Annotated in this window: 20 protein-coding genes; 12 read left to right on the top strand and 8 right to left on the bottom strand. The window is 49.6% G+C overall.

Annotated elements, in window-relative coordinates:
• Positions 1 to 235: 235 nt before the first annotated feature.
• The 6 genes from M3P05_RS02875 to M3P05_RS02850 all read right to left on the bottom strand — a co-directional run bounded on the left by M3P05_RS02875 (position 236) and on the right by M3P05_RS02850 (position 5970).
• Entirely contained in the window at positions 236 to 1729 is a 1494-nt protein-coding gene (locus M3P05_RS02875) for an RNA polymerase factor sigma-54 (protein ID WP_249697729.1), read from the bottom strand.
• Between the two features lie 192 nt (positions 1730 to 1921).
• Positions 1922 to 2647: an LPS export ABC transporter ATP-binding protein gene (lptB, locus tag M3P05_RS02870; protein ID WP_249697728.1), complete on the bottom strand. Its 726-nt coding sequence runs from the start codon at positions 2645 to 2647 to the stop codon at positions 1922 to 1924.
• A 14-nt stretch (positions 2648 to 2661) separates the two neighbouring features.
• Positions 2662 to 3171 (bottom strand): lipopolysaccharide transport periplasmic protein LptA, encoded by a 510-nt coding sequence (gene lptA, locus M3P05_RS02865; RefSeq protein WP_249697727.1) that lies wholly within the window; start codon positions 3169 to 3171, stop codon positions 2662 to 2664.
• Complete coding sequence (gene lptC / locus M3P05_RS02860; RefSeq protein WP_249697726.1) at positions 3158 to 3733, bottom strand: LPS export ABC transporter periplasmic protein LptC; 576 nt, start codon at positions 3731 to 3733, stop codon at positions 3158 to 3160. Before lptC ends, lptA begins: the two co-directional genes overlap by 14 nt.
• A 152-nt stretch (positions 3734 to 3885) precedes the next feature.
• Complete coding sequence (locus tag M3P05_RS02855) at positions 3886 to 4860, bottom strand: KpsF/GutQ family sugar-phosphate isomerase (RefSeq protein ID WP_249697725.1); 975 nt, start codon at positions 4858 to 4860, stop codon at positions 3886 to 3888.
• A 141-nt stretch (positions 4861 to 5001) separates the two neighbouring features.
• A complete protein-coding gene (locus tag M3P05_RS02850; protein WP_249697724.1) occupies positions 5002 to 5970 on the bottom strand; it encodes a calcium/sodium antiporter in 969 nt (322 codons plus the stop codon).
• A gap of 180 nt (positions 5971 to 6150) precedes the next feature.
• On the opposite strand from M3P05_RS02850, the gene M3P05_RS02845 reads away from it, so the two are divergent.
• The 10 genes from M3P05_RS02845 (at position 6151) to hisD (ending at position 14776) form a co-directional block, all read left to right on the top strand.
• On the top strand, positions 6151 to 7620 hold the full coding sequence (locus M3P05_RS02845) for a hypothetical protein (RefSeq protein ID WP_249697723.1): 1470 nt from the start codon (positions 6151 to 6153) through the stop codon (positions 7618 to 7620).
• Positions 7621 to 7843: 223 nt separating this feature from the next.
• Positions 7844 to 8656, top strand: coding sequence for an ATP-binding cassette domain-containing protein (locus M3P05_RS02840; RefSeq protein ID WP_249697722.1), 813 nt, complete (start codon positions 7844 to 7846; stop codon positions 8654 to 8656).
• On the top strand, positions 8653 to 9447 hold the full coding sequence (mlaE, locus tag M3P05_RS02835) for a lipid asymmetry maintenance ABC transporter permease subunit MlaE (RefSeq protein WP_249697721.1): 795 nt from the start codon (positions 8653 to 8655) through the stop codon (positions 9445 to 9447). The genes M3P05_RS02840 and mlaE overlap by 4 nt, the downstream gene beginning before the upstream one ends.
• Before the next feature lie 4 nt (positions 9448 to 9451).
• Positions 9452 to 9937 (top strand): outer membrane lipid asymmetry maintenance protein MlaD, encoded by a 486-nt coding sequence (mlaD, locus tag M3P05_RS02830; RefSeq protein ID WP_249697720.1) that lies wholly within the window; start codon positions 9452 to 9454, stop codon positions 9935 to 9937.
• 37 nt (positions 9938 to 9974) lie between these two features.
• On the top strand, positions 9975 to 10664 hold the full coding sequence (locus M3P05_RS02825) for an MlaC/ttg2D family ABC transporter substrate-binding protein (protein ID WP_249697719.1): 690 nt from the start codon (positions 9975 to 9977) through the stop codon (positions 10662 to 10664).
• Positions 10661 to 10981, top strand: a complete 321-nt coding sequence (locus tag M3P05_RS02820; protein ID WP_249697718.1) for an STAS domain-containing protein — start codon at positions 10661 to 10663, stop codon at positions 10979 to 10981. Before M3P05_RS02825 ends, M3P05_RS02820 begins: the two co-directional genes overlap by 4 nt.
• Before the next feature lie 115 nt (positions 10982 to 11096).
• Entirely contained in the window at positions 11097 to 11339 is a 243-nt protein-coding gene (locus M3P05_RS02815; RefSeq protein ID WP_249697717.1) for a BolA family protein, read from the top strand.
• Between the two features lie 35 nt (positions 11340 to 11374).
• On the top strand, positions 11375 to 12634 hold the full coding sequence (murA, locus tag M3P05_RS02810; RefSeq protein ID WP_249697716.1) for a UDP-N-acetylglucosamine 1-carboxyvinyltransferase: 1260 nt from the start codon (positions 11375 to 11377) through the stop codon (positions 12632 to 12634).
• Between the two features lie 142 nt (positions 12635 to 12776).
• A complete protein-coding gene (gene hisG, locus M3P05_RS02805) occupies positions 12777 to 13424 on the top strand; it encodes an ATP phosphoribosyltransferase (RefSeq protein WP_249697910.1) in 648 nt (215 codons plus the stop codon).
• Between the two features lie 41 nt (positions 13425 to 13465).
• Positions 13466 to 14776: a histidinol dehydrogenase gene (gene hisD / locus M3P05_RS02800; RefSeq protein WP_249697715.1), complete on the top strand. Its 1311-nt coding sequence runs from the start codon at positions 13466 to 13468 to the stop codon at positions 14774 to 14776.
• Positions 14777 to 14840: 64 nt separating this feature from the next.
• Here hisD and M3P05_RS02795 read toward each other — a convergent pair whose 3' ends face one another.
• The gene (locus M3P05_RS02795) at positions 14841 to 15596 is read right to left on the bottom strand and encodes a hypothetical protein (RefSeq protein ID WP_249697714.1); all 756 of its coding nucleotides are present in this window, start codon (positions 15594 to 15596) and stop codon (positions 14841 to 14843) included.
• A gap of 104 nt (positions 15597 to 15700) precedes the next feature.
• Positions 15701 to 16837, bottom strand: a complete 1137-nt coding sequence (locus M3P05_RS02790; RefSeq protein ID WP_249697713.1) for a S1C family serine protease — start codon at positions 16835 to 16837, stop codon at positions 15701 to 15703.
• A gap of 170 nt (positions 16838 to 17007) precedes the next feature.
• Between M3P05_RS02790 and M3P05_RS02785 the strand changes: the two genes are divergently transcribed.
• Positions 17008 to 17763, top strand: a complete 756-nt coding sequence (locus M3P05_RS02785) for a Nif3-like dinuclear metal center hexameric protein (RefSeq protein ID WP_249697712.1) — start codon at positions 17008 to 17010, stop codon at positions 17761 to 17763.
• A gap of 296 nt (positions 17764 to 18059) precedes the next feature.
• Positions 18060 to 18842, top strand: a complete 783-nt coding sequence (locus M3P05_RS02780) for a hypothetical protein (RefSeq protein WP_249697711.1) — start codon at positions 18060 to 18062, stop codon at positions 18840 to 18842.
• Positions 18843 to 18855: the final 13 nt, after the last annotated feature.

The raw sequence follows: 18855 nt of genomic DNA, 5'->3' as shown, positions 1-18855 counted from the left end.
TCACCAGTCATTGGCCTCGTCTCGACTTTTGCTCAATTGGCAGCAAACCTCTGCCAAATCCATGAGTTGGAGCAGTGGGTTTCCAAAAAGCGCTATAACGTTGCGTGGGGCAACTATATGAAATGCTTATAAATAAGGCTTCTTGCGTAGTCGGGATACCCGTTTTTTACTCATGATAAGCGAGTGCTAGGAAATTGACGGAGATGGTGGGGGAGAAAATGAAAAAGGCTGATGGTTAAATCAGCCTTTTTCTTTCATTGGAAGGGGGGATAGCCATCGCTTCCCGGTATTTGGCTATGGTTCTTCGGGCAACCTGAATGCCCTGTTCACCGAGCAGCGCTGCAATTTTACTGTCACTCAGGGGCTTCTTGGGGTTCTCCTGAGCAACCAGTTTCTTGATCAATGCTCTTATAGCTGTAGAGGAACACTCGCCACCGGAAGAGGTGCTGACATGGCTGGAGAAGAAATACTTCAGCTCAAAAATTCCCCGGGGAGTGTGCATGAATTTCTGGGTAGTAACCCGTGAAATTGTGGATTCATGCATTTCGACAGCTTCAGCAATATCATGCAGAACCAGCGGCTTCATTGCTTCTTCACCGTACTCAAGAAAGCCCTGCTGGTGTTCGACGATCCGGGTAGCAACTTTGAGTAGTGTTTCATTACGGCTCTGCAGGCTTTTGATAAACCAGCGTGCTTCCTGAAGGTGACTTTTCAGGTAGGTGTTGTCGGCGCTTGAATCGGCCCGGCGTATCAGGGATGCATAATTGTCATTGATGCGCAGGCGGGGAGATGTATCTGGATTCAGTTCAACAATCCAGCGTCCCTTGGCCTTGCGAACCATAACATCCGGAACAACATATTCGGCTTCAGATGTCTGCAGTGATGCCCCGGGATGCGGGTTAAGGCTCTGGATGATTGCCAGGGCGTTACGTAGCTGATCTTCCTTCATCCTGGTTCGGCGCATCAATGTCGCATAATCCCTGGTACCCAGAAGGTCTATATACCTGTCCAGAATACGGTGGGCAGCAATAACATCTTCAGTAGCTTCTGGAAGCTGGTGCAGCTGAAGAATCAGGCATTCGCGCAGATCCCGTGCACCCACGCCGACAGGATCAAAGTATTGAATGCGGTGCAGCATCATTTCCACTTCATCCATCTCGACGTCATCTTCCTGAGTAAAGCCGGAAAGAATCTCTTCAAGGGACACGGTGAGATAGCCGTTATCATCAATTGCTTCAATAATTGACATACCGATCATACGATCGGTTGCGGACATGGGTGTCAGTGTGAGTTGCCACTCAAGATGATCCTGCAATGTCTCGCTGGCACTGGTGCGGGCGGTAAAGTCATCAGGTTGGGAGTCGCTTGAGGTTCCATTACCTGATGATGGGGACGACTGGTAAACATCGTCCCAGACACTATCTACAGGCAGGTCGGTTGGAATCTCATTGTTCCAGTCATCCTGAGTTTCCTGGGTTTCATCCCGCTTTTCCTGGCTGGATACTGAGTTGAGGTCAGTCAACCCGGCTTCTGACAGGGCTTCCTGTGAACCGGGTTCACTATCAGTGCTATTCTGTTCATCCTGCTCCAGCATGGGGTTGCTTTCCAGTGCCTGCTGGATTTCCTGCTGCAGATCCAGAGTGGAAAGCTGGAGGAGGCGGATAGCCTGTTGCAGCTGAGGAGTCATGGTCAGCTGCTGGCCAATTTTAAGTTCCAATGATGGCTTCATGGACCTGGTGCTCAGCCTCTACTGCGTTCTGAAAGCCTGAAAAGCAAACTCCTTTGAGCCAGCGAGCTTCTCGGCAAAACGACATTATTGTTTGGGTTCCCTGTCGGGTTCTGTTCGCGAAAACAGTCTATAGACCCGGTCGGGCATGGTGTTCTCTTACAAACTCCATACCCCCATCTTACCTGTTAGTGGCTATATCCTGAAGTGCTCGCCAAGGTAAACATCGCGTACTTTCTGGTTTTCCAGAACCGTACGGCTGTCGCCTGAAGCAATAATATGTCCTTCGCTCACGATATAGGCATGTTCGCAGATATCAAGTGTCTCGCGCACATTATGGTCGGTAATCAGAACGCCAATACCACGATTTTTTAGATGAGTGACAATCTGTTTGATATCGGTGACGGAAATCGGGTCGACCCCGGCAAAGGGTTCGTCCAGAAGAATAAAGGAAGGTTCGGTGGCCAGGGCCCGTGCAATCTCAACCCTACGGCGCTCACCACCCGACAGACTCATGCCCAGACTGTCACGAATATGCTGGATATTAAATTCATCCAGCAGCAGCTCCATTTTTTCAACACGCTGGGCCTTGGCCAGCCCTTTGCGGGTTTCAAGAATGGCCATGATGTTGTCGGCAACAGTCAGCTTCCGGAAAATGGAAGCTTCCTGGGGAAGGTAACCAATACCTGCCCTGGCTCTGCCGTGCATGGGTAATCGGGTGATGTCCTGACCATCAATCAGTATCTGGCCATTTTCGTTTTTCACCAGGCCAACAATCATATAGAAGCAAGTTGTTTTACCTGCGCCGTTAGGACCCAGCAGGCCAACGATCTGGCCACTTTCTATGGAGACGGAAACGTCGCGAACAACCTGGCGGCCGCTGTAGGTTTTACTAAGATTTCGTGCTGTCAGTTGTGCCATTGGGGCTGATATCTTTACTTCGTCTGGCTGGGCTGGATAACCATTTGAACCCGGCCACCGGTTTTACCGCCCTGCTGGCCAGTGGCGTTTACAAGTTGTTTGGCCTGATCATATTCAATGTGATCACCGGTAAAGGTATCGCCTTTCTGGATCAGTTTGGCCTGCTTGATCAGTTCGATTTTTTCGACGGCAAAATCATAGTCTATGGTTTTACCCCAGGCTTTCAGCTTGCCTTTTTCTTCACTTTGCAGCTCTTCATAGTAAGCCTGTTTTTTCTTGCCTTCAGAGACGACCCGCTGAATTTCCCGGTTCTTCGAATAAATAGTGACGATATCGCCGGTCAGCTTGGTTGTACCCTGAGTCATCTCGACATCACCGCGATAGATGGCGATACCTTTGGCATCATCAATATCGGCACTGTCTGAGGAAATGTAGATGGGCTGGTTCCTGTCATCAGGAAGGGCCCAGAGTTGTGTAGCGATCAGTGCTGCAGCAAGAGTCACACAGAGTCTAGCGACTTTCATGAATGCTTCTAACCTTGGATTTGAGCTGAATAAAATCCCGTTTATAAAATGCGCGCATTCCGACAGTGTTGACAACGCTGGTGGCGTTGGTCAGGCGTGCAGGAGCGTCCGTATCCGCAAAATCCTGCCCAGAGTATACGGTCAGAAAATCCGTGTCTATACGCTGCTCGGCAGAACCATCCGGGGCAACCTGAATCATGACCACATCCTTGATAAGTTCGACGGTCTCACCATCGGGAAGTATACGGCCATTCTTTGCCGTAGAGTGCCAGGGAAGAATGTCATCTTCCTGATAGCTCCACATATCAGGCTCGGTTAAAAGAGTCACACCATTATGTGGGAAGTGGCTGATTTCTACCGAGTCCAGGGTCGATTCCAGACGACCGTTGGGGCCGTACTCACGCATCTTGGTATTGCGGGTAAAGAAGTCTGGTGCCTTGTCTGCCACTGAATTCAAGGGCTTAATAATTTCCTGAGGATTGTCGGCAGTATAAGACCAGTATCCTACAGCTGAGACAAACAGGACGAGGCATGCCGTAAATAGCATCTGGCGCAGAGACATCAGAAAGACCTCCGCGCAGAATTAGGGGGGCTGGCTGCATTTGTTTTGTCAGCCGGATTACAGGAAACGGTAAACTTCATAACACCTTTTCTTTGCCATGATGGAAGTGTCTTCCATAACCTTGAAAGACACTTTTTAAAAACACACGGCAGTTAAACAACACCTGCTTTCAGCAGATCATGCATATGGATTGCTCCAACCGGGCGTTTCTTTTCATCCACACAGATCAGCCCGCTGATTTTATGGTCTTCCATGATTTTCAGGGCTTCCGCCGCAAGAATTTCGGAAGAGATGGTGACGCAGTTCTTGGTCATGACCTCTTCAATTGAGGTCTGCTTGGGATCAACATTATGATCCAGAGCCCGGCGGAGGTCACCGTCAGTGAAGACACCAGAGAGACTGTGGTCTGCGTCAGTAATTGCAGTCATGCCCATGCCTTTGCTGGTGACTTCCATCAGCGCCTCACTCAGAGGAGTGCCTTTCGTAACCAGAGGCAGACGGGGGCCTGTGTGCATGATATGGCTGACCTTAAGCAACAGTCTGCGGCCCAGGCTGCCACCAGGGTGAGAAAATGCAAAGTCCTCAGCAGTAAATCCGCGAGCCTCCAGAAGGGCAACAGCCAGGGCATCACCCAGTACTAGTGTGGCTGTGGTGCTGGATGTTGGAGCCAGATTCAAAGGGCAGGCTTCCTGCTCAACGCCATTGTTCAGATGGATATCAGACGATTTGGCCAGAGCGGATTTCGGGTTGCCTGTAATGGAAATAACCGGAATACCCAGTCTTTTAAATAGTGGCAGCAGGGTTACTACTTCAGAAGCACCACCGGAATGGGAGAGTGCGATGACCACATCATCCGAGGTGATCATGCCCATATCACCATGGGAAGCTTCTCCAGGGTGAACAAAAAATGACGGGGTACCTGTGCTGGCCAGGGTGGCGGCAATCTTGTTGCCGATATGGCCGGATTTGCCCATGCCGGTTACGATAACACGTCCACGGCAGTCGAGAATGACTTTACAGGCTTTGGCGAAGTCGGAATCAATGCGGTCCTGAAGTGCGCTGACGGCCTGCTGTTCTATATCCACAGTTCTGCGGCCGGAGGCAATAAAATCTTCCGCTTCTTTCATGACGAGAATCGTCCACTTCCAGATGTTAAGCGAGTGATTGTAACGGATGGGCAGCTTTCCTGCATCCGGACTCCGTTACAACCGTTGGGTGAGGGCGGTATTCTACCTTGAAAATCTACAGGAATCAGGCTTAGCAGAGAATCAAGCTTGGAACAGGATTAAAAGTGTATAGGCAATGTAACAGCCCAGCAGCAGGAATCCAGAGGGTCTTCCTAGTACTTTTGGGGTCTTGCCAACCAGGGTCATAATCGCCAGAAGAATCGTTAAACCGGCCATAATGGGGAAATCCCGTCCAAAGACTGTGGGATCAATCGACATTGGCGCAACAAGACCTGGTACCGCCATGACTGCCAGCAGATTAAATATGTTGGAGCCAATCACATTGCCAATGGCCATATCGTGATGCTTTTTCAGGGCGCTGGTTATGCTGGCTGCCAGTTCTGGCAGACTGGTACCAATGGCTACAACCGTCAGGCCGATTGTCAGCTCACTGACTCCAAACCAGAGGGCGATTTCAGTCGCTGACCAAACCAGCATGCGGGAGCTGACCAGAAGTACTACCAGTCCAACCGCCAGATTCAGGCTGGCTTTCCCCTGAGACAACTCTGGGATTTCTTCATCACATTCCTGGCTGGCAGCGACCTCATCTTCCGGACGGCGGTTCTGTTGCTGCCATTTGTGAATGATGAACAGCGTGACGACTAAAGCCACTATCAGAATGATGCCATCAGGACGGCTGAGAAACTGATCATAAATCAGAACTCCAGTTGCCAGAGTAATCACTGTCAGCAGGGGCAGCTCTCTTTTGGCCAGCATGGAGTTGACTGGAATCGGGGCAAGCAACAAGGTTGCACCCAGCACCAACGCGATGTTGGCAATGTTGGAGCCCACGATATTACCAATCGCCAGATCGCCGTGCCCGGATAAGGCTGCCATCAGGGAAACCAGGATTTCAGGTGATGAGGTGCCGATGGATACAATGGTTAATCCGATAAGCATCGGCGACATACCCAGGTTGCGGGCGGTGGCCGCAGCGCCATCAACAAAATGATCAGCACTCCACATCAAGGCCAGAAATCCAAGAAAGAGAGCGCCTGAGGCTAAAAACATGAAGTCAAAACCGTCTAGTTAGAATATTTAGGGGAATAAACAACCCATTTTACCGTTATTGATATTGTGGATACCACAAGTTGTTTGGGGCTAGGCCTTGTTGAGGTTTTATGGAAAATCTCAGCAGTTTGATTTGCTGACTATTCTGTATACATACAGACAGGGATGTGGAAGAAAAGCATGGCTAATCCGGTCAGAGAATCAACCAGTAGAAACTCTTTGTATGCAGAACTCAGTACGGCTGAATCAACTACCGAGAGTGGTTCGGTGACTCCTGCTCCGGGTATGTCCTATCACCACAGCAGTGAGTCGATGTTTGATCATGAGATCAAGGACCTGTTTGATCGCAGTGTCGCACATAAACCTGGTGCGTTGTCCTGGCTGGAGTTTTTCGGAACTGCAGCCCTCAGTGTGGGAGGCTTGATCTATGCACCAGCCATTGTCGGTGCAGGTCTGGCAGGGCTTACCATAAAGAAAGGATATGATATCTGGAGTGGCTGGTCGGCGAGCAAGAACTCAGAACAGTTAAAGCAGGAGCTTCTTAACAGAGAGAGGCCTCCTGTTCTGTACTCATCCCAGATCATGGATCTTGCTTCTAAAGATGAAGAGTCCTGGGTCGAAGGGCAGAGTGAGATGGTTGGCCTTCTTCAGAGAGGGGTTAATCCTGAAGAGAGTCTAGCTACTGCCAAATTAAGTTCAGATGTCCAGAGTCCGGACTCATCGCTGAACCCGGTTCTTCATGCAGATATCCACTCTCCTCTTCTTATATCTGATCGGGAGGTGGAGGGGGAGGTTTCTCCAGAAGGCGCTGCAACCGCTCAAACTCATAAGCCTGACCCCAGTGAGGTTGTTGTTGAGGATTCGTCAGTCAGTGATCAGGATATTTTTGATCGTCTGGAAAAGCAGACAGGGAAATTGCAGAAAGATGCTGAGGCTCTCCGGAGTGAAAGAGATCGCTTGTTGGGCTTGCTTAAAGATGCGGGCCAGTCTCTTGATCGTCGTGATGCTAAAGATAAAGAGAGACAGGAAACATCAAAACATTTGGATGCGGATATGCAGAAACTGAGAACTCAAAATGAGGCTCTGCAGGATTCAGTAAAGGATTACTCCAGCCAACTTCAGGCAAAAACTGAGTTTGCCAACAGTCTGAAAGCAGAACTTTTTGAAAAAGAAGAGCAGTTCGATGCTTTGCAGGCTGAATATAATCAGGTGAAGAATGAACTGGATGGACTCAAGCGGGACGCTGAAAAGTTTGTTGAAGATGTTGATAGCCGCGCCCGGAACAGTATTCATGAGCAACAAAGAGAAGTTGAACATACAAAAAACATCTTGGGCAAAATTGTAAATCAGGAAGATCAATCGCTGACGGATGATGAGTTAAAAGAGATCGTCGTTCAGCTTGAGCTTCATAAACATCAAAGTGAAAACTGGGAAAAGCTGTGTAAAAGCATCGGTGCGCCGGGCATTGATCTGCAAAACCTTGTTGATAACTGGAAGCATCAGGCCGATGCTGCACAGAAGTGGCACGATACCATTGATCCCTTGCGGGCAGCGGGTCTGGATATATCCGATGATAAGTTCCTGAGTCTTGTGCAGAACGTGGTTTTTGCTCAACAAGAGGCAAGGCCAGTTAGAAAAAATGCCCGATAAGTCTGTCATGATTGCAGGAGATATATGGTATGTTCAACAACAATTTATGCTGATCCAATCATTTTTTAGTTGTACCTTCGTGTTAAGTAAGCTGCTTTTCCAGCCTGTTGAGTGTTAGAATACTCAATCAAATCCAAATTACCTGATTTGCGCTGACTGTTTAAAAGTGAGGAGTGTCGTCTATCCAGGGAAGTGGACTAGCTCGCTGGGTGGCCAGTATCCGATGAAGCCTGAACAAGATAATTATATTCAGATTCGTGGCCTGACGTTTTATCGGGGTGATCGGGTCATTTTCAATAATATTGACCTTGATATTCCCAAGGGGAAGGTCACAGGAATTATGGGTCCGAGCGGAACGGGTAAAACCACTCTTCTGCGGCTTATCGGTGCCCAGCTGAAACCTGATGCAGGTCAGGTCATTGTGGATGGTCAAAATTTAAACCAGACTGGCCGGGACGAGCTTTTCCATATACGTTCCCGAATGGGTATGCTATTCCAGAGTGGCGCACTGTTCACAGATCTGACTGTCTTCGAAAATGTCGCCTTTCCTCTCAGGGTTCATACCCACCTTCCGGAAGTCATGATTCGCGATATCGTCTTGATGAAGTTGCAGGCGGTAGGTTTGCGTGGTGCCAGTCAGCTTATGCCATCAGAACTGTCTGGAGGTATGGCCCGTCGTGTAGCTTTGGCCCGGGCTATTGCGCTTGATCCTGATTTTATTATGTATGACGAACCGTTTGTTGGTCAGGATCCGGTTGCCATGGGGGTGCTGGTAAACCTGGTTCGCATGCTTAACGATGCTCTTGGACTGACCAGTCTTGTGGTTTCTCATGATCTGAGTGAAACGGCCAGCATCGCTGATTATCTTTACCTACTGGCGGACGGGCATGTGATTGGCCAGGGTTCGCCCGATGAACTGCTGGCTTCTGACGACCCACGGGTACGCCAGTTTATGAAGGGTATTCCTGACGGCCCTGTTCCATTTCATTATCCGGCAGCCGACTATCGGCATGAGTTGTTGGGGGATCTTTCATGAAGCAGGCGCTGGATCACCTGGCAGCTTTTGGCCGAACCGGGCTTGATATTGTCCAGGCTATTGGCCGCGCAACAATCATGTTGTTCCAATCCGTTTTTGGGCGACGGAGTGGATATGGATCTTTTACTCCTCTGCTGATCAAACAAATTTATTCTGTTGGCGTACTGTCCCTGATTATTATTACTGTATCGGGACTGTTTATCGGCATGGTGCTGGGGCTGCAGGGATATAACATTCTTATTCGTTATGGCAGTGAGCAGTCTATTGGACAGCTTGTTGCTCTCAGCCTGGTGAGAGAGCTGGGGCCGGTTGTTACAGCGCTCTTGTTTGCCGGGCGGGCAGGCTCCGCACTGACGGCTGAAATTGGCCTGATGAAGGCAACCGAGCAGCTCTCCAGCCTGGAAATGATCGGTGTAGATCCACTTAAGCGTGTCATTGCTCCCCGCTTCTGGGCTGGTGTGATCAGCATGCCTCTTCTGGCCGGCATTTTTTCCATGGTCGGTATCTTTGGTGGTGCCATGATTGGAGTCGACTGGCTGGGAATCTATGAAGGTTCGTTCTGGGGCAATATGCAGCAGGCTGTCGATTTCCGAAACGATATTGTTGATGGTTTGATCAAGAGTGTGGTCTTTGGCTTCGTTGTCACCTGGATCTCCGTGTTTCAGGGATATGACGCAACACCGACTTCAGAGGGAATCAGTCGGGCGACCACTCGGACTGTTGTTTATGGCTCCCTCGCTGTTTTGGGGCTGGACTTTATCCTCACAGCCGTGATGTTTGGAGATTTATAAAAAAATGCGGATGCGAACCGTTGAGATCAGCGTTGGTGCCTTCCTTCTGGCGGGAATCTTTGCTCTTGTTCTTCTGGCCTTGCGGGTGAGTGGTCTGTCTGTTGATTCCAATGACAGCACATACCGGCTCTATGCCGAGTTCGATAATATTGGCTCGCTGAGTCATCGGGCCAAAGTATCTATGGCTGGTGTGACCATCGGTCGGGTGGTCTCAGTAGAGCTGGACAAGAAAACCTATATGGGCCGGGTCGTTATGGATATTGATTCGGACGTCGATAACATTCCAGTAGACAGTACTGCAGCAATCATTACTGCCGGCCTGCTGGGTGAGAAGTTTATTGGCATCAGTGTTGGCGGTTCCCGTGAATTTTATAAGGAAGGGGAAACTATAGACGACACTCAATCTGCTATCGTTCTGGAAGATCTTATCGGCAAGTTCCTGTTGGGCTCTGTCGGCAAAGAAGGTGACGATAGTGGTGGTGAGTTCTAACCAACTCTGGCTGTAATTTTTTGAAGGGAGCTGTTTTATGAATGTCAGTCTACGGAATTTTTTTGCTGGTCTTATGGTTTGCTTTTGGGCGTTGACTACAACCGCCCAGGCAGCGGACGGACCGGATAAAATTGTCGGCGATGCGACGGGCAAGGTTATACAGCTTCTGAAAACCGAACGGGCGGTATACGAAAAGAATCCCGGTAAGTTCTACGACGATGTGGAACAGATTATCGATCCTGTAATTGCCTTCGATGAAATGGGTCGGGGAGTTATGGGGAAATATGCCCACCGTGCAACGGATGCTGAAATCGCACGCTTTACTAAAGTCTTTCGCGACAGCCTGGTGACCTTCTACAGTAAGGCCGTGCTTACTTTTGATACCAGTCAGCTGACCCTGGGCAAGGTTGATTCTGTTTCTGCTGATACGCTGAAAGCCTATGAGGCAGGCAAGAGCCGTTCCATTCCTGTTGGCCTGAAAATTCGCAGCAAGGATACCGAGTATGCCATGTCCTATTCCGTGATGAAGAAGGACGGGCAGTGGAAGGTACGCAACATTGTTGTTGAAGGTATTAATATTGGTATCCAGTTCCGTAACCAGTTCCAGGATGCCATGAACAAATACCGCAGTGTTGCCACTGTAATCGATAAGTGGCCATCCCTGATGCAGCAGGAAACTGATCAGCAACAGAAAGAGCTGAAAGAAAAGGAAAAGGCGAAGTCATGACTGCAGGCCTGAGTCCTGTTAAGCCCGGACGTTTTGTTCTGAGTGGCGATGTTGATGTCTGGAATACCCCGGTTCTTGTTGAACAGGGGTGGCAGCTTCTGGTCAGCCAGGAAGAGAAAGAGCTGGTCATTGATATGTCTGCGATTGGTCAGGCTGACAGCTCCGCTCTGGCAATGCTGCTGTCCTGGCTGCGCAGGGCAAAAGGCCGCCAGATGAGGCTCTCTTTCTGTGGTTTCTCTCAGGACCTGATGGCGCTGGCCAAGGTTTGTGATATCGAGAGCATGCTACCAATCATTCCCAGCGAGAATCTGGGCTAGATCATTTTCAGGAAAATTTTCAGATTTTTACTGTTCGGCGGCTTCTGGACGCTGGTTTCCTGACCGCCACTTCCCTATCATAGAGCTCTTTTGTTTCCGATCCGGTTAGAGTTCTATGCATGCCAGTGAAGTTAAACAACTGCTAGAAGAGAAAATGGATGGGGCCCTGGTCGATGTCTCAGGGGAAGGCTGCGACTTTCGCCTGACTGTGGTTTCCGATGTTTTTGAGGGTGTGTTACCGGTCAAGCGCCAGCAGATGGTCTATACCCATCTCAACGAGCTGATTGCAGCCGGAACCATTCATGCTGTGACTATGCAGACCTTTACCCAAAACGAGTGGAAGGCCCAGCAGGGCTGAGCCGGCTCGGATAGCGTTTTACCTGCGGATATTCGATGGACAAACTGATAATTACTGGCGGTAACCGGCTGGACGGAGAAATTCGAATCTCCGGAGCCAAAAACTCTGCTCTGCCGATCCTGGCATCTACCCTGTTGGCCTCAGAGCCTGTTACCGTCTGCAACCTGCCTCATCTCCACGATATCACCACCATGATCGAGCTGTTTGGCTGCATGGGTGTGGAGCTGATGATTGATGAGAAGATGAATGTTGAGGTGCACGCCAGCACCATTCGCCACCAGACGGCACCTTACGATCTGGTAAAAACCATGCGTGCATCCATTCTGGTGCTTGGTCCTCTTGTGGCTCGCTTTGGTTATGCCGAAGTCGCTCTGCCAGGTGGTTGTGGTATCGGTAGCCGTCCGGTCGATCTGCATATTCGTGGTCTGGAGGCCATGGGTGCAGATGTTGTTGTGGAAGACGGTTACATCAAGGCCCGCGCCAAGCGCCTGAAAGGTGCCCGTATTGTTCTGGAAACTGTCACAGTAACCGGTACCGAAAATCTGTTGATGGCGGCGACGCTGGCGGAAGGCGAAACCATTATCGAGAATGCGGCCCGTGAACCGGAAATTGTCGATCTGGCCGACTGCCTGATCCGTATGGGTGCAAACATCGTTGGCCATGGTACTGATACCATCCGCATCCAGGGCGTAGAAAGCCTGAATGGCTGTGTTTACTCCGTTCTGCCTGATCGTATTGAAACCAGCACCTACCTGATTGCTGCCGCAGCTACCCGTGGCCGTGTACGTGTTAAAGATACTGATCCTCATATTCTGGATGCCGTACTGGTCAAACTGCGTGAAGCCGGTGCCAAGATTGAGTATGGTGAAGACTGGATTGAGCTGGATATGGAAGGCCGTCGTCCAAAGGCTATCAGCCTGAAAACAGCTCCTTACCCGGCCATGCCAACGGATGTTCAGGCGCAGTTTACTGCCATGAATGCTGTTGCTGAAGGCACTGGTGCTATCACCGAAACTATTTTCGAAAACCGCTTTATGCATGTTCAAGAAATGAAGCGGATGGGTGCCACCATTGATGTGGAAGGTAATACTGCCATTGTCCACGGTGTGGAAAGACTGAAAGCTGCACCGGTTATGGCTACGGATCTGCGTGCCTCTGCCAGCTTGGTTATTTCCGGTCTGGTTGCTGATGGTGACACCATTGTTGATCGCATTTACCACATCGACCGTGGTTATGAATGTATCGAGGAGAAGCTGCACCAGTTGGGTGCGACTATTCGTCGACTGCCACGCTAAACCGGCTTTATATTCCTGATCTGACAGGCTCCGTTGCGGTTTCCCGTAGCGGAGCTTGTGTGTATTGGGGGTGAGATGTAGTCTTGCGATATCTCTAATAATTCCTATATCACCATCGCAATCACATAGTCGGATAATAATGATTTCAAATTCGTTGACGATAGCGCTGTCCAAAGGGCGCATACTTGAGGATACCTGTCCCTTGCTGGAGCAGGCTGGCATCAAGCCGGCTGAAGATATCAGCAAAACCCGCAAGCTTATTATTCCTACCAACCATTCCCATATCCGACTGTTGATTGTCCGGGCCAGTGATGTGCCCACCTATGTTGAACATGGTGCTGCAGATATCGGCGTAGCAGGCAAAGATGTCCTGATGGAACATGACTCCGATGAACTGTATGAACCCCTGGATTTGAATATTTCCCGGTGCCGGTTAATGACGGCAGCGCCTGTTGGTTACCAGGAACAGCCAGGCAAAAGAGTTCGGGTTGCGACCAAGTTTGTGAATGTTGCCAAGAAATATTATGCGAGCCAGGGCAAACAGGTAGATATCATCAAACTCTACGGTTCCATGGAACTGGCTCCACTGATTGGTCTGGCAGACCAGATTGTCGATATTGTTGATACCGGTAATACCCTGAAAGCAAATGGACTTGAACCCCGCGAGCATATTGCAGATATCAGCTCCCGCCTGGTGGTGAATAAAGCCTCCATGAAAGTGAAACACGCTATGATCAGTCAGCTTGTGGAACAGATGGGCGTGGCGGTGGCCAGGGAACAAAGAAGCTGAAAAAGCTTTCTAACGTAAAAGATTTTGTGCAGAGGGTAGTTATGGCCAGCGAAATGCTACAGCCATCAAGGCTGGTTTATGGAAGTGAAACCTTTAAACAGCAGTTGGATACATTACTGGCATGGGAGTCTGTCTCAGATGCCAACGTTCAGCAGGTTGTTACAGATATCGTTGAGAGAGTGCGGAATGAGGGAGATTCTGCGCTGCTGGAATTTACCCGCAAGTTTGACCATCTTACCGCAACTTCTGCCGAAGAACTGATTCTAAATAAAGAACGCCTTCAGCAGGCTCTTGTAAGCCTTTCCGATGAGCAGCGTAATGCTCTGGAAATCGCGGCAGCGCGTATCCGCAGTTACCACGAAAAGCAGCTACAGCAGGACTGGAGTTTCCAGGAAGAAGATGGGACTGTACTTGGCCAGCGGTTTACCCCTTTGGATCGGGTTGGTCTGTATGTTCCTGGTGGACAGGCTGCTTATCCATCATCCGTTTTGATGAATGCCATTCCGGCCAATGTGGCGGGGGTGCAGGAAGTGGTAATGGTTGTTCCCACGCCCGGTGGTGAGCTGAATGAACTGGTGCTGGCGGCCGCAGCACTGGCAGGTGTTGAGCGCGTATTAACCATTGGTGGTGCGCAGGCTATTGCAGCCCTGGCCTATGGCACAGAGTCTGTCCCTGCTGTGGATAAGATTGTCGGCCCCGGAAATATTTATGTCGCCACAGCCAAACGTATGGTCTTCGGACAGGTTGGTATTGATATGATTGCGGGCCCTTCAGAGATTCTGGTGATTTCTGATGGCAAGACAGATCCGGACTGGATCGCCATGGATCTGTTCTCGCAGGCTGAGCACGATGAAGATGCTCAGGCAATTCTGATTAGCCCGGATCTGGAGTTCCTGGATCAGGTGCAGGAGAGCATGAATCGCCTGCTGCCCACTATGGAACGCAAGGGAATCATCACGACTTCTGTGAATGATCGTGGTGCATTGATCCATGTTCCTGATATGAAGGCAGGGGCCGAGGTGGTGAACCGTATTGCTCCCGAGCACCTGGAACTCTCGGTTGAAGAGCCGGAAGAACTGCTCTCTCTTATCCGCCACGCCGGTGCGATCTTTATGGGACGTTATACAGCCGAGGCGCTTGGAGATTACTGTGCAGGTCCGAATCATGTTCTTCCGACATCCGGAACGGCAAGGTTTTCATCTCCGCTGGGCGTTTATGATTTCCAGAAGAAAACATCCTTAATTCACTTTTCTGAAGCAGGAGCTTCGAAAGCCGGACAGGTTGCCTCGGTTCTGGCTCGGGGAGAAGGGTTAACTGCTCATGCCAGATCGGCAGAGTACCGAATCAAGTAACTGGCGGAAAAAGAACTATAAAAAAGGGGCATCCCCAAGGATGCCCCTTTTTTATATGCTGTTTCTAGAAGGGGCGGTGCTCTCCATAACAGCGCCTTTCATGATCCAGCATATTGAATGCGTCCCCCATTGCTTCGGGCATCTGACTTCTCATCAGGAAAAAACAGGCTTTGCAGAAAAATTTGTAGCCATTAAAGATAACCTGCTGCCTGATCATATTTCCAAGCTTAAACTCCCAGTCCCTTATTCTGTCGATCCAATTCTGGCGCTCCCGCTCAGTCAGGTTATGAACATAGGTTCTGAGAATGTCACGGGGCCAGTAAGAGGTATAGGGAAGTTTTTCCTGACCTTCTCTAAGCGAATCTTCTGAGATGGAGTTCATAAGAGACAGGTGGCTGCTTATGCTTGCAGTTGGGTCGTCGTCCTCTGCATTATGAAGACTACCCAGGGATGACATGACACTGTTGCTCAGGCTTTTCATGGATTCTGTTAGATAATCGGTGACAAGATAAAAAGGGTTAGTCGCTACAGGGATACTTTGATCGACGTCAGGGGCACTGGTTGGGATAAAATTTCTCTTGTCAACCTTAGTCCATTCATAGATGTTGCGATTGCAGAGGCTGGTCAGCTCATCTTCACTCTCAAACTCTTCTTTTTTTGTGGAGGCGGTGAGGCCAAGGCTTGATTTTATTGAGCTAGAGATCATTCCAATAGAGCGAAAACCACTTTTTACTGTCTGAAGGACCTCTTGGCCAACAGAAAAGTAGACACTGCGAGCATTTTCTGGGAATGAGCAAAGTGATGATTGACGCATATCCATAGCCAGTCTCCTAACGCTTCCTTGTATTAGTAAAGCCGGGATTATGCGTGAGGAGTGAATTGGAAGCCCTGACAGGGCTGTCAGTATGCCTAACTGGTTAGCTTTTAGGTTCGGGGGACTGAATCGGGTCTCTCTCCAACCTCAGTCAGAAGTGAGAGTTCCTTTCCGTTCCTGAGAACGACGATAGAAACTTTCGACCCCGGCTTAAGCTTGGCGACTTTGTTCATAACCCTGCGGGCATCGTAGGTTACCATATCATTGATACGGAGAATGATATCTCCCCTTTGAAGACCAGCCTGGTCAGCAGGGCCGCCGTCATAGATACCGGAGATCAGAATGCCACTGCCCAGTGGCAGGTTGAATGCTTCGGCCAGTTCTGAGCTGAGGGCGGTGGATTCGATCCCCAGCCAGCCCCGGATAACCCGGCCACGCTCGACAATGGAGGTCATTACGAATTTGGCCAGATTGGACGGGATGGCAAATCCAAGCCCTTCGCTACCGCCATCGCTGGAGATAATGGCTGTTGATATCCCGACAAGCTCACCCTTTGTATTCACCAGTGCTCCACCGGAGTTACCAATATTGATGGCGGCATCGGTCTGCAGAAAGCCTTCATAGGTGCTCAGGCGCAGATCTCGGCGGGTTGCGCTGATAATTCCCTGACTTACGGTCTGACCAAGCCCAAATGGGTTACCTATAGCCAAAACAATATCGCCAATTCTCACTTCTTTGGAGTTGGCCCAGTCGGCGCTGGGGAGGTCATCAAGATCAATCTTAAGAACGGCGAGGTCAGTATCTGGGTCTGAGCCAATCACCGCAGCCCGGGTTTCACGATAGTCCTGCAGGGCAACAATAATATCGTCAGCACCGTTAATAACATGGTTATTGGTCAGGATATATCCGGCCGGGCTGACAATAACACCGGATCCCAGGCTGGATTGCACAAGCTGGCGGCGGGGAACCCTGTTCTGGCTGTAACTATCGTTAATCAGGTTATTATCGTGGTTTTTGGGGCGGCGCAGGCTTCGCTGGGTAAAAATACTGACGACGGATGGCGCGGCTTTTTCAACGGCGCTGTTAAATGACATAGGGCCGTTGAAAGGGATGATTTCAGTCTGTTGGCTTTGCGGGGGCTGTATGCCGGAAAGGGATGGATATTGCTGAAGCAGCAGAAAAGCAACCAGCAAACCACATAGGGTCGGCCAGCCGAACCAGCTAAGAGTGCGCAAAAACCTGGTCATGGAAATAGTGATCCGATCCTTGTCATGTGTTTTATGCCACTCTAGCTTGACAGGACATAGAATGGCAGTACCAGATATTATAGGAAGTTGCCTGCCCATGGATATATGGGAACACCCGATAATCAACTATTCGGGAGCGTAATGACCGTGATTTACCTACTGGAACGCTAATGAAACTGAAAGAGCTTATTGAAATTCTGGGAAATGAACTGCAACCGGAACAGTTTCGGGATTATTGTCCAAATGGCCTGCAGGTTGAAGGGAAGCCTGACGTTCTAAAAATTGCCACAGGGGTAACAGCCTGCGAAGCCCTGATTGATAAGGCCATCAGCTGGGGCGCAGATGCCCTGCTGGTACATCACGGTTATTTCTGGAAAAGCGAGAATGCCCAGATCGTGGGTATGAAAAAACGCAGGTTGCAGAAACTATTGGCCAATGACTTGAGCCTGCTGGTTTATCACCTTCCACTTGATGCTCATCCGACCATGGGAAATAACGCAACCCTGGCCAGCATGCTTAATATCTGTGAAACCGGCCCCCTCGATCCTCTGGAAAGCCGACCTATTGGTAATATCGGTGAACTGGATACCCCGGAAACTCTGGAAGATTTTGGCAAGAGAGTTGGCGGAGTATTAGGGCGTGAACCCCTGCTAATTAGCGGAGGAGATCACCCGATCAAGACTATTGGTTGGTGCACAGGTGGCGCACAGGGTTACATCGATAAAGCACTGGCTGCAGGAGTGGATGCTTTTATCAGCGGGGAAATATCAGAGTCGACCGTTCATACCGCCAGGGAAGAGGGTATTCACTATATTGCTGCCGGGCATCATGCCACCGAGCGTGGTGGTGTTATGGCTTTTGGCGAATGGCTTGAAAAAGAACATGGGCTGGAGCATCAGTTCTTTGATATTGGCAACCCGGTCTAGAACTTTGGTATACCTCCCGGCCTGAGAATTTGGGTCGGGTGTTTCTTATCTCACTGTTTACCATGAAAATAGGCACTGAGCGGGCAGAATAAGACCGCCTCGCCGACAGATAAGGTATGGTGAGTTGACTCCACCATTTTCATGGTTAGGGGTGGCCGAAGATTGGTCATGGCTGTTTGTGGGGAAAAGCTGGATTTCATGGTAATTGAGTTGTCAGGAATACTGACAATCATGTGAACAAGTAGCCTCTCTGCTGTTCTAATCGTGAGTGCTGGAGTTTCATGGAGGAACAAAGTATGTGGTCAGGGCTGAAAACTTTTGGGAATAACTGTGTCCTGGTTGGGCGCAGCGTACAAGCAATAAATTTGACTGGGGCTGCCAAACCTACCCCGAGAATATTGTCAGAGGATGAGCTTGAAAGGCAGCTATCAACAAATACTATCGATAATCAATATCAACCTCTCCCTGATTCCAAAGAACTTGGTAATTTTGACATCCAACAGGGACAGGATAGAAAAAGAGTCTTAAGAAAGCGGGGGCACCGTAATATTGATACGGAAACTGACAAAGCTGAAGTTGGCTTCTTTCCTACTACAAACACTGTTGGTTATATTCGCGGAGAGCACCCCAAAACACTCTATGCGTTGGAAGATGCGCTTCTCATTGAGGAAGATTTTAACAAGATCAAAATCCATGGGGAGCCTGTAAGGCGTTCGGTAAAACTTGATCATGAGGATTTGAATTTAGCCAGAGGAATGTTTGAGGAAGCTTCAGAGTCATGGTGGGTGGAGGCAAGAAGCCCTAAGCCAACTCAAAAATCATCAATTTTAAAAAAACCTTTACCTAAGAAGAATGTTGCGAATCTGAAGGGCTTGTCAGAAGGTGATGTTGGCTGTCTTACAGAAATGCATACTAAGTATCAAGGCAACATAGGCTTTTCAGAGGCAGATAGGATTGCCTTCCTCAAAGAAAGAGTAAAGAAACTTAAAGAAGAAGCAAGAGGGGAAAGGCTGCCTGACCTTATTGCTGAAAGCGAAAGGGACATCAAAAGACCTAGAATTGCTGCAAGTGATGACTGATAAAAGACCAATA

The organism is Parendozoicomonas callyspongiae (assembly GCF_023502345.1).
Lineage (GTDB): Bacteria > Pseudomonadota > Gammaproteobacteria > Pseudomonadales > Endozoicomonadaceae > Sansalvadorimonas > Sansalvadorimonas callyspongiae.
This window is presented reverse-complemented; position numbering and strand designations above follow the sequence as displayed.

Excerpts from the sequence above, each read along its gene's own strand:
- M3P05_RS02825 (WP_249697719.1), top strand. The coding sequence starts at position 9,975 with ATGAATGTCAGTCTACGGAATTTTTTTGCTGGTCTTATGGTTTGCTTT.
- lptC (WP_249697726.1), bottom strand. The coding sequence starts at position 3,733 with ATGTCTCTGCGCCAGATGCTATTTACGGCATGCCTCGTCCTGTTTGTC.
- mlaD (WP_249697720.1), top strand. The coding sequence starts at position 9,452 with ATGCGGATGCGAACCGTTGAGATCAGCGTTGGTGCCTTCCTTCTGGCG.
- M3P05_RS02795 (WP_249697714.1), bottom strand. The coding sequence starts at position 15,596 with ATGGATATGCGTCAATCATCACTTTGCTCATTCCCAGAAAATGCTCGC.
- M3P05_RS02780 (WP_249697711.1), top strand. The coding sequence starts at position 18,060 with ATGTGGTCAGGGCTGAAAACTTTTGGGAATAACTGTGTCCTGGTTGGG.
- hisD (WP_249697715.1), top strand. The coding sequence starts at position 13,466 with ATGGCCAGCGAAATGCTACAGCCATCAAGGCTGGTTTATGGAAGTGAA.
- M3P05_RS02875 (WP_249697729.1), bottom strand. The coding sequence starts at position 1,729 with ATGAAGCCATCATTGGAACTTAAAATTGGCCAGCAGCTGACCATGACT.
- M3P05_RS02790 (WP_249697713.1), bottom strand. The coding sequence starts at position 16,837 with ATGACCAGGTTTTTGCGCACTCTTAGCTGGTTCGGCTGGCCGACCCTA.
- murA (WP_249697716.1), top strand. The coding sequence starts at position 11,375 with ATGGACAAACTGATAATTACTGGCGGTAACCGGCTGGACGGAGAAATT.
- M3P05_RS02850 (WP_249697724.1), bottom strand. The coding sequence starts at position 5,970 with ATGTTTTTAGCCTCAGGCGCTCTCTTTCTTGGATTTCTGGCCTTGATG.
- M3P05_RS02845 (WP_249697723.1), top strand. The coding sequence starts at position 6,151 with ATGGCTAATCCGGTCAGAGAATCAACCAGTAGAAACTCTTTGTATGCA.
- lptB (WP_249697728.1), bottom strand. The coding sequence starts at position 2,647 with ATGGCACAACTGACAGCACGAAATCTTAGTAAAACCTACAGCGGCCGC.
- M3P05_RS02820 (WP_249697718.1), top strand. The coding sequence starts at position 10,661 with ATGACTGCAGGCCTGAGTCCTGTTAAGCCCGGACGTTTTGTTCTGAGT.
- M3P05_RS02815 (WP_249697717.1), top strand. The coding sequence starts at position 11,097 with ATGCATGCCAGTGAAGTTAAACAACTGCTAGAAGAGAAAATGGATGGG.
- M3P05_RS02855 (WP_249697725.1), bottom strand. The coding sequence starts at position 4,860 with ATGAAAGAAGCGGAAGATTTTATTGCCTCCGGCCGCAGAACTGTGGAT.
- lptA (WP_249697727.1), bottom strand. The coding sequence starts at position 3,171 with ATGAAAGTCGCTAGACTCTGTGTGACTCTTGCTGCAGCACTGATCGCT.
- M3P05_RS02785 (WP_249697712.1), top strand. The coding sequence starts at position 17,008 with ATGAAACTGAAAGAGCTTATTGAAATTCTGGGAAATGAACTGCAACCG.
- M3P05_RS02840 (WP_249697722.1), top strand. The coding sequence starts at position 7,844 with ATGAAGCCTGAACAAGATAATTATATTCAGATTCGTGGCCTGACGTTT.
- mlaE (WP_249697721.1), top strand. The coding sequence starts at position 8,653 with ATGAAGCAGGCGCTGGATCACCTGGCAGCTTTTGGCCGAACCGGGCTT.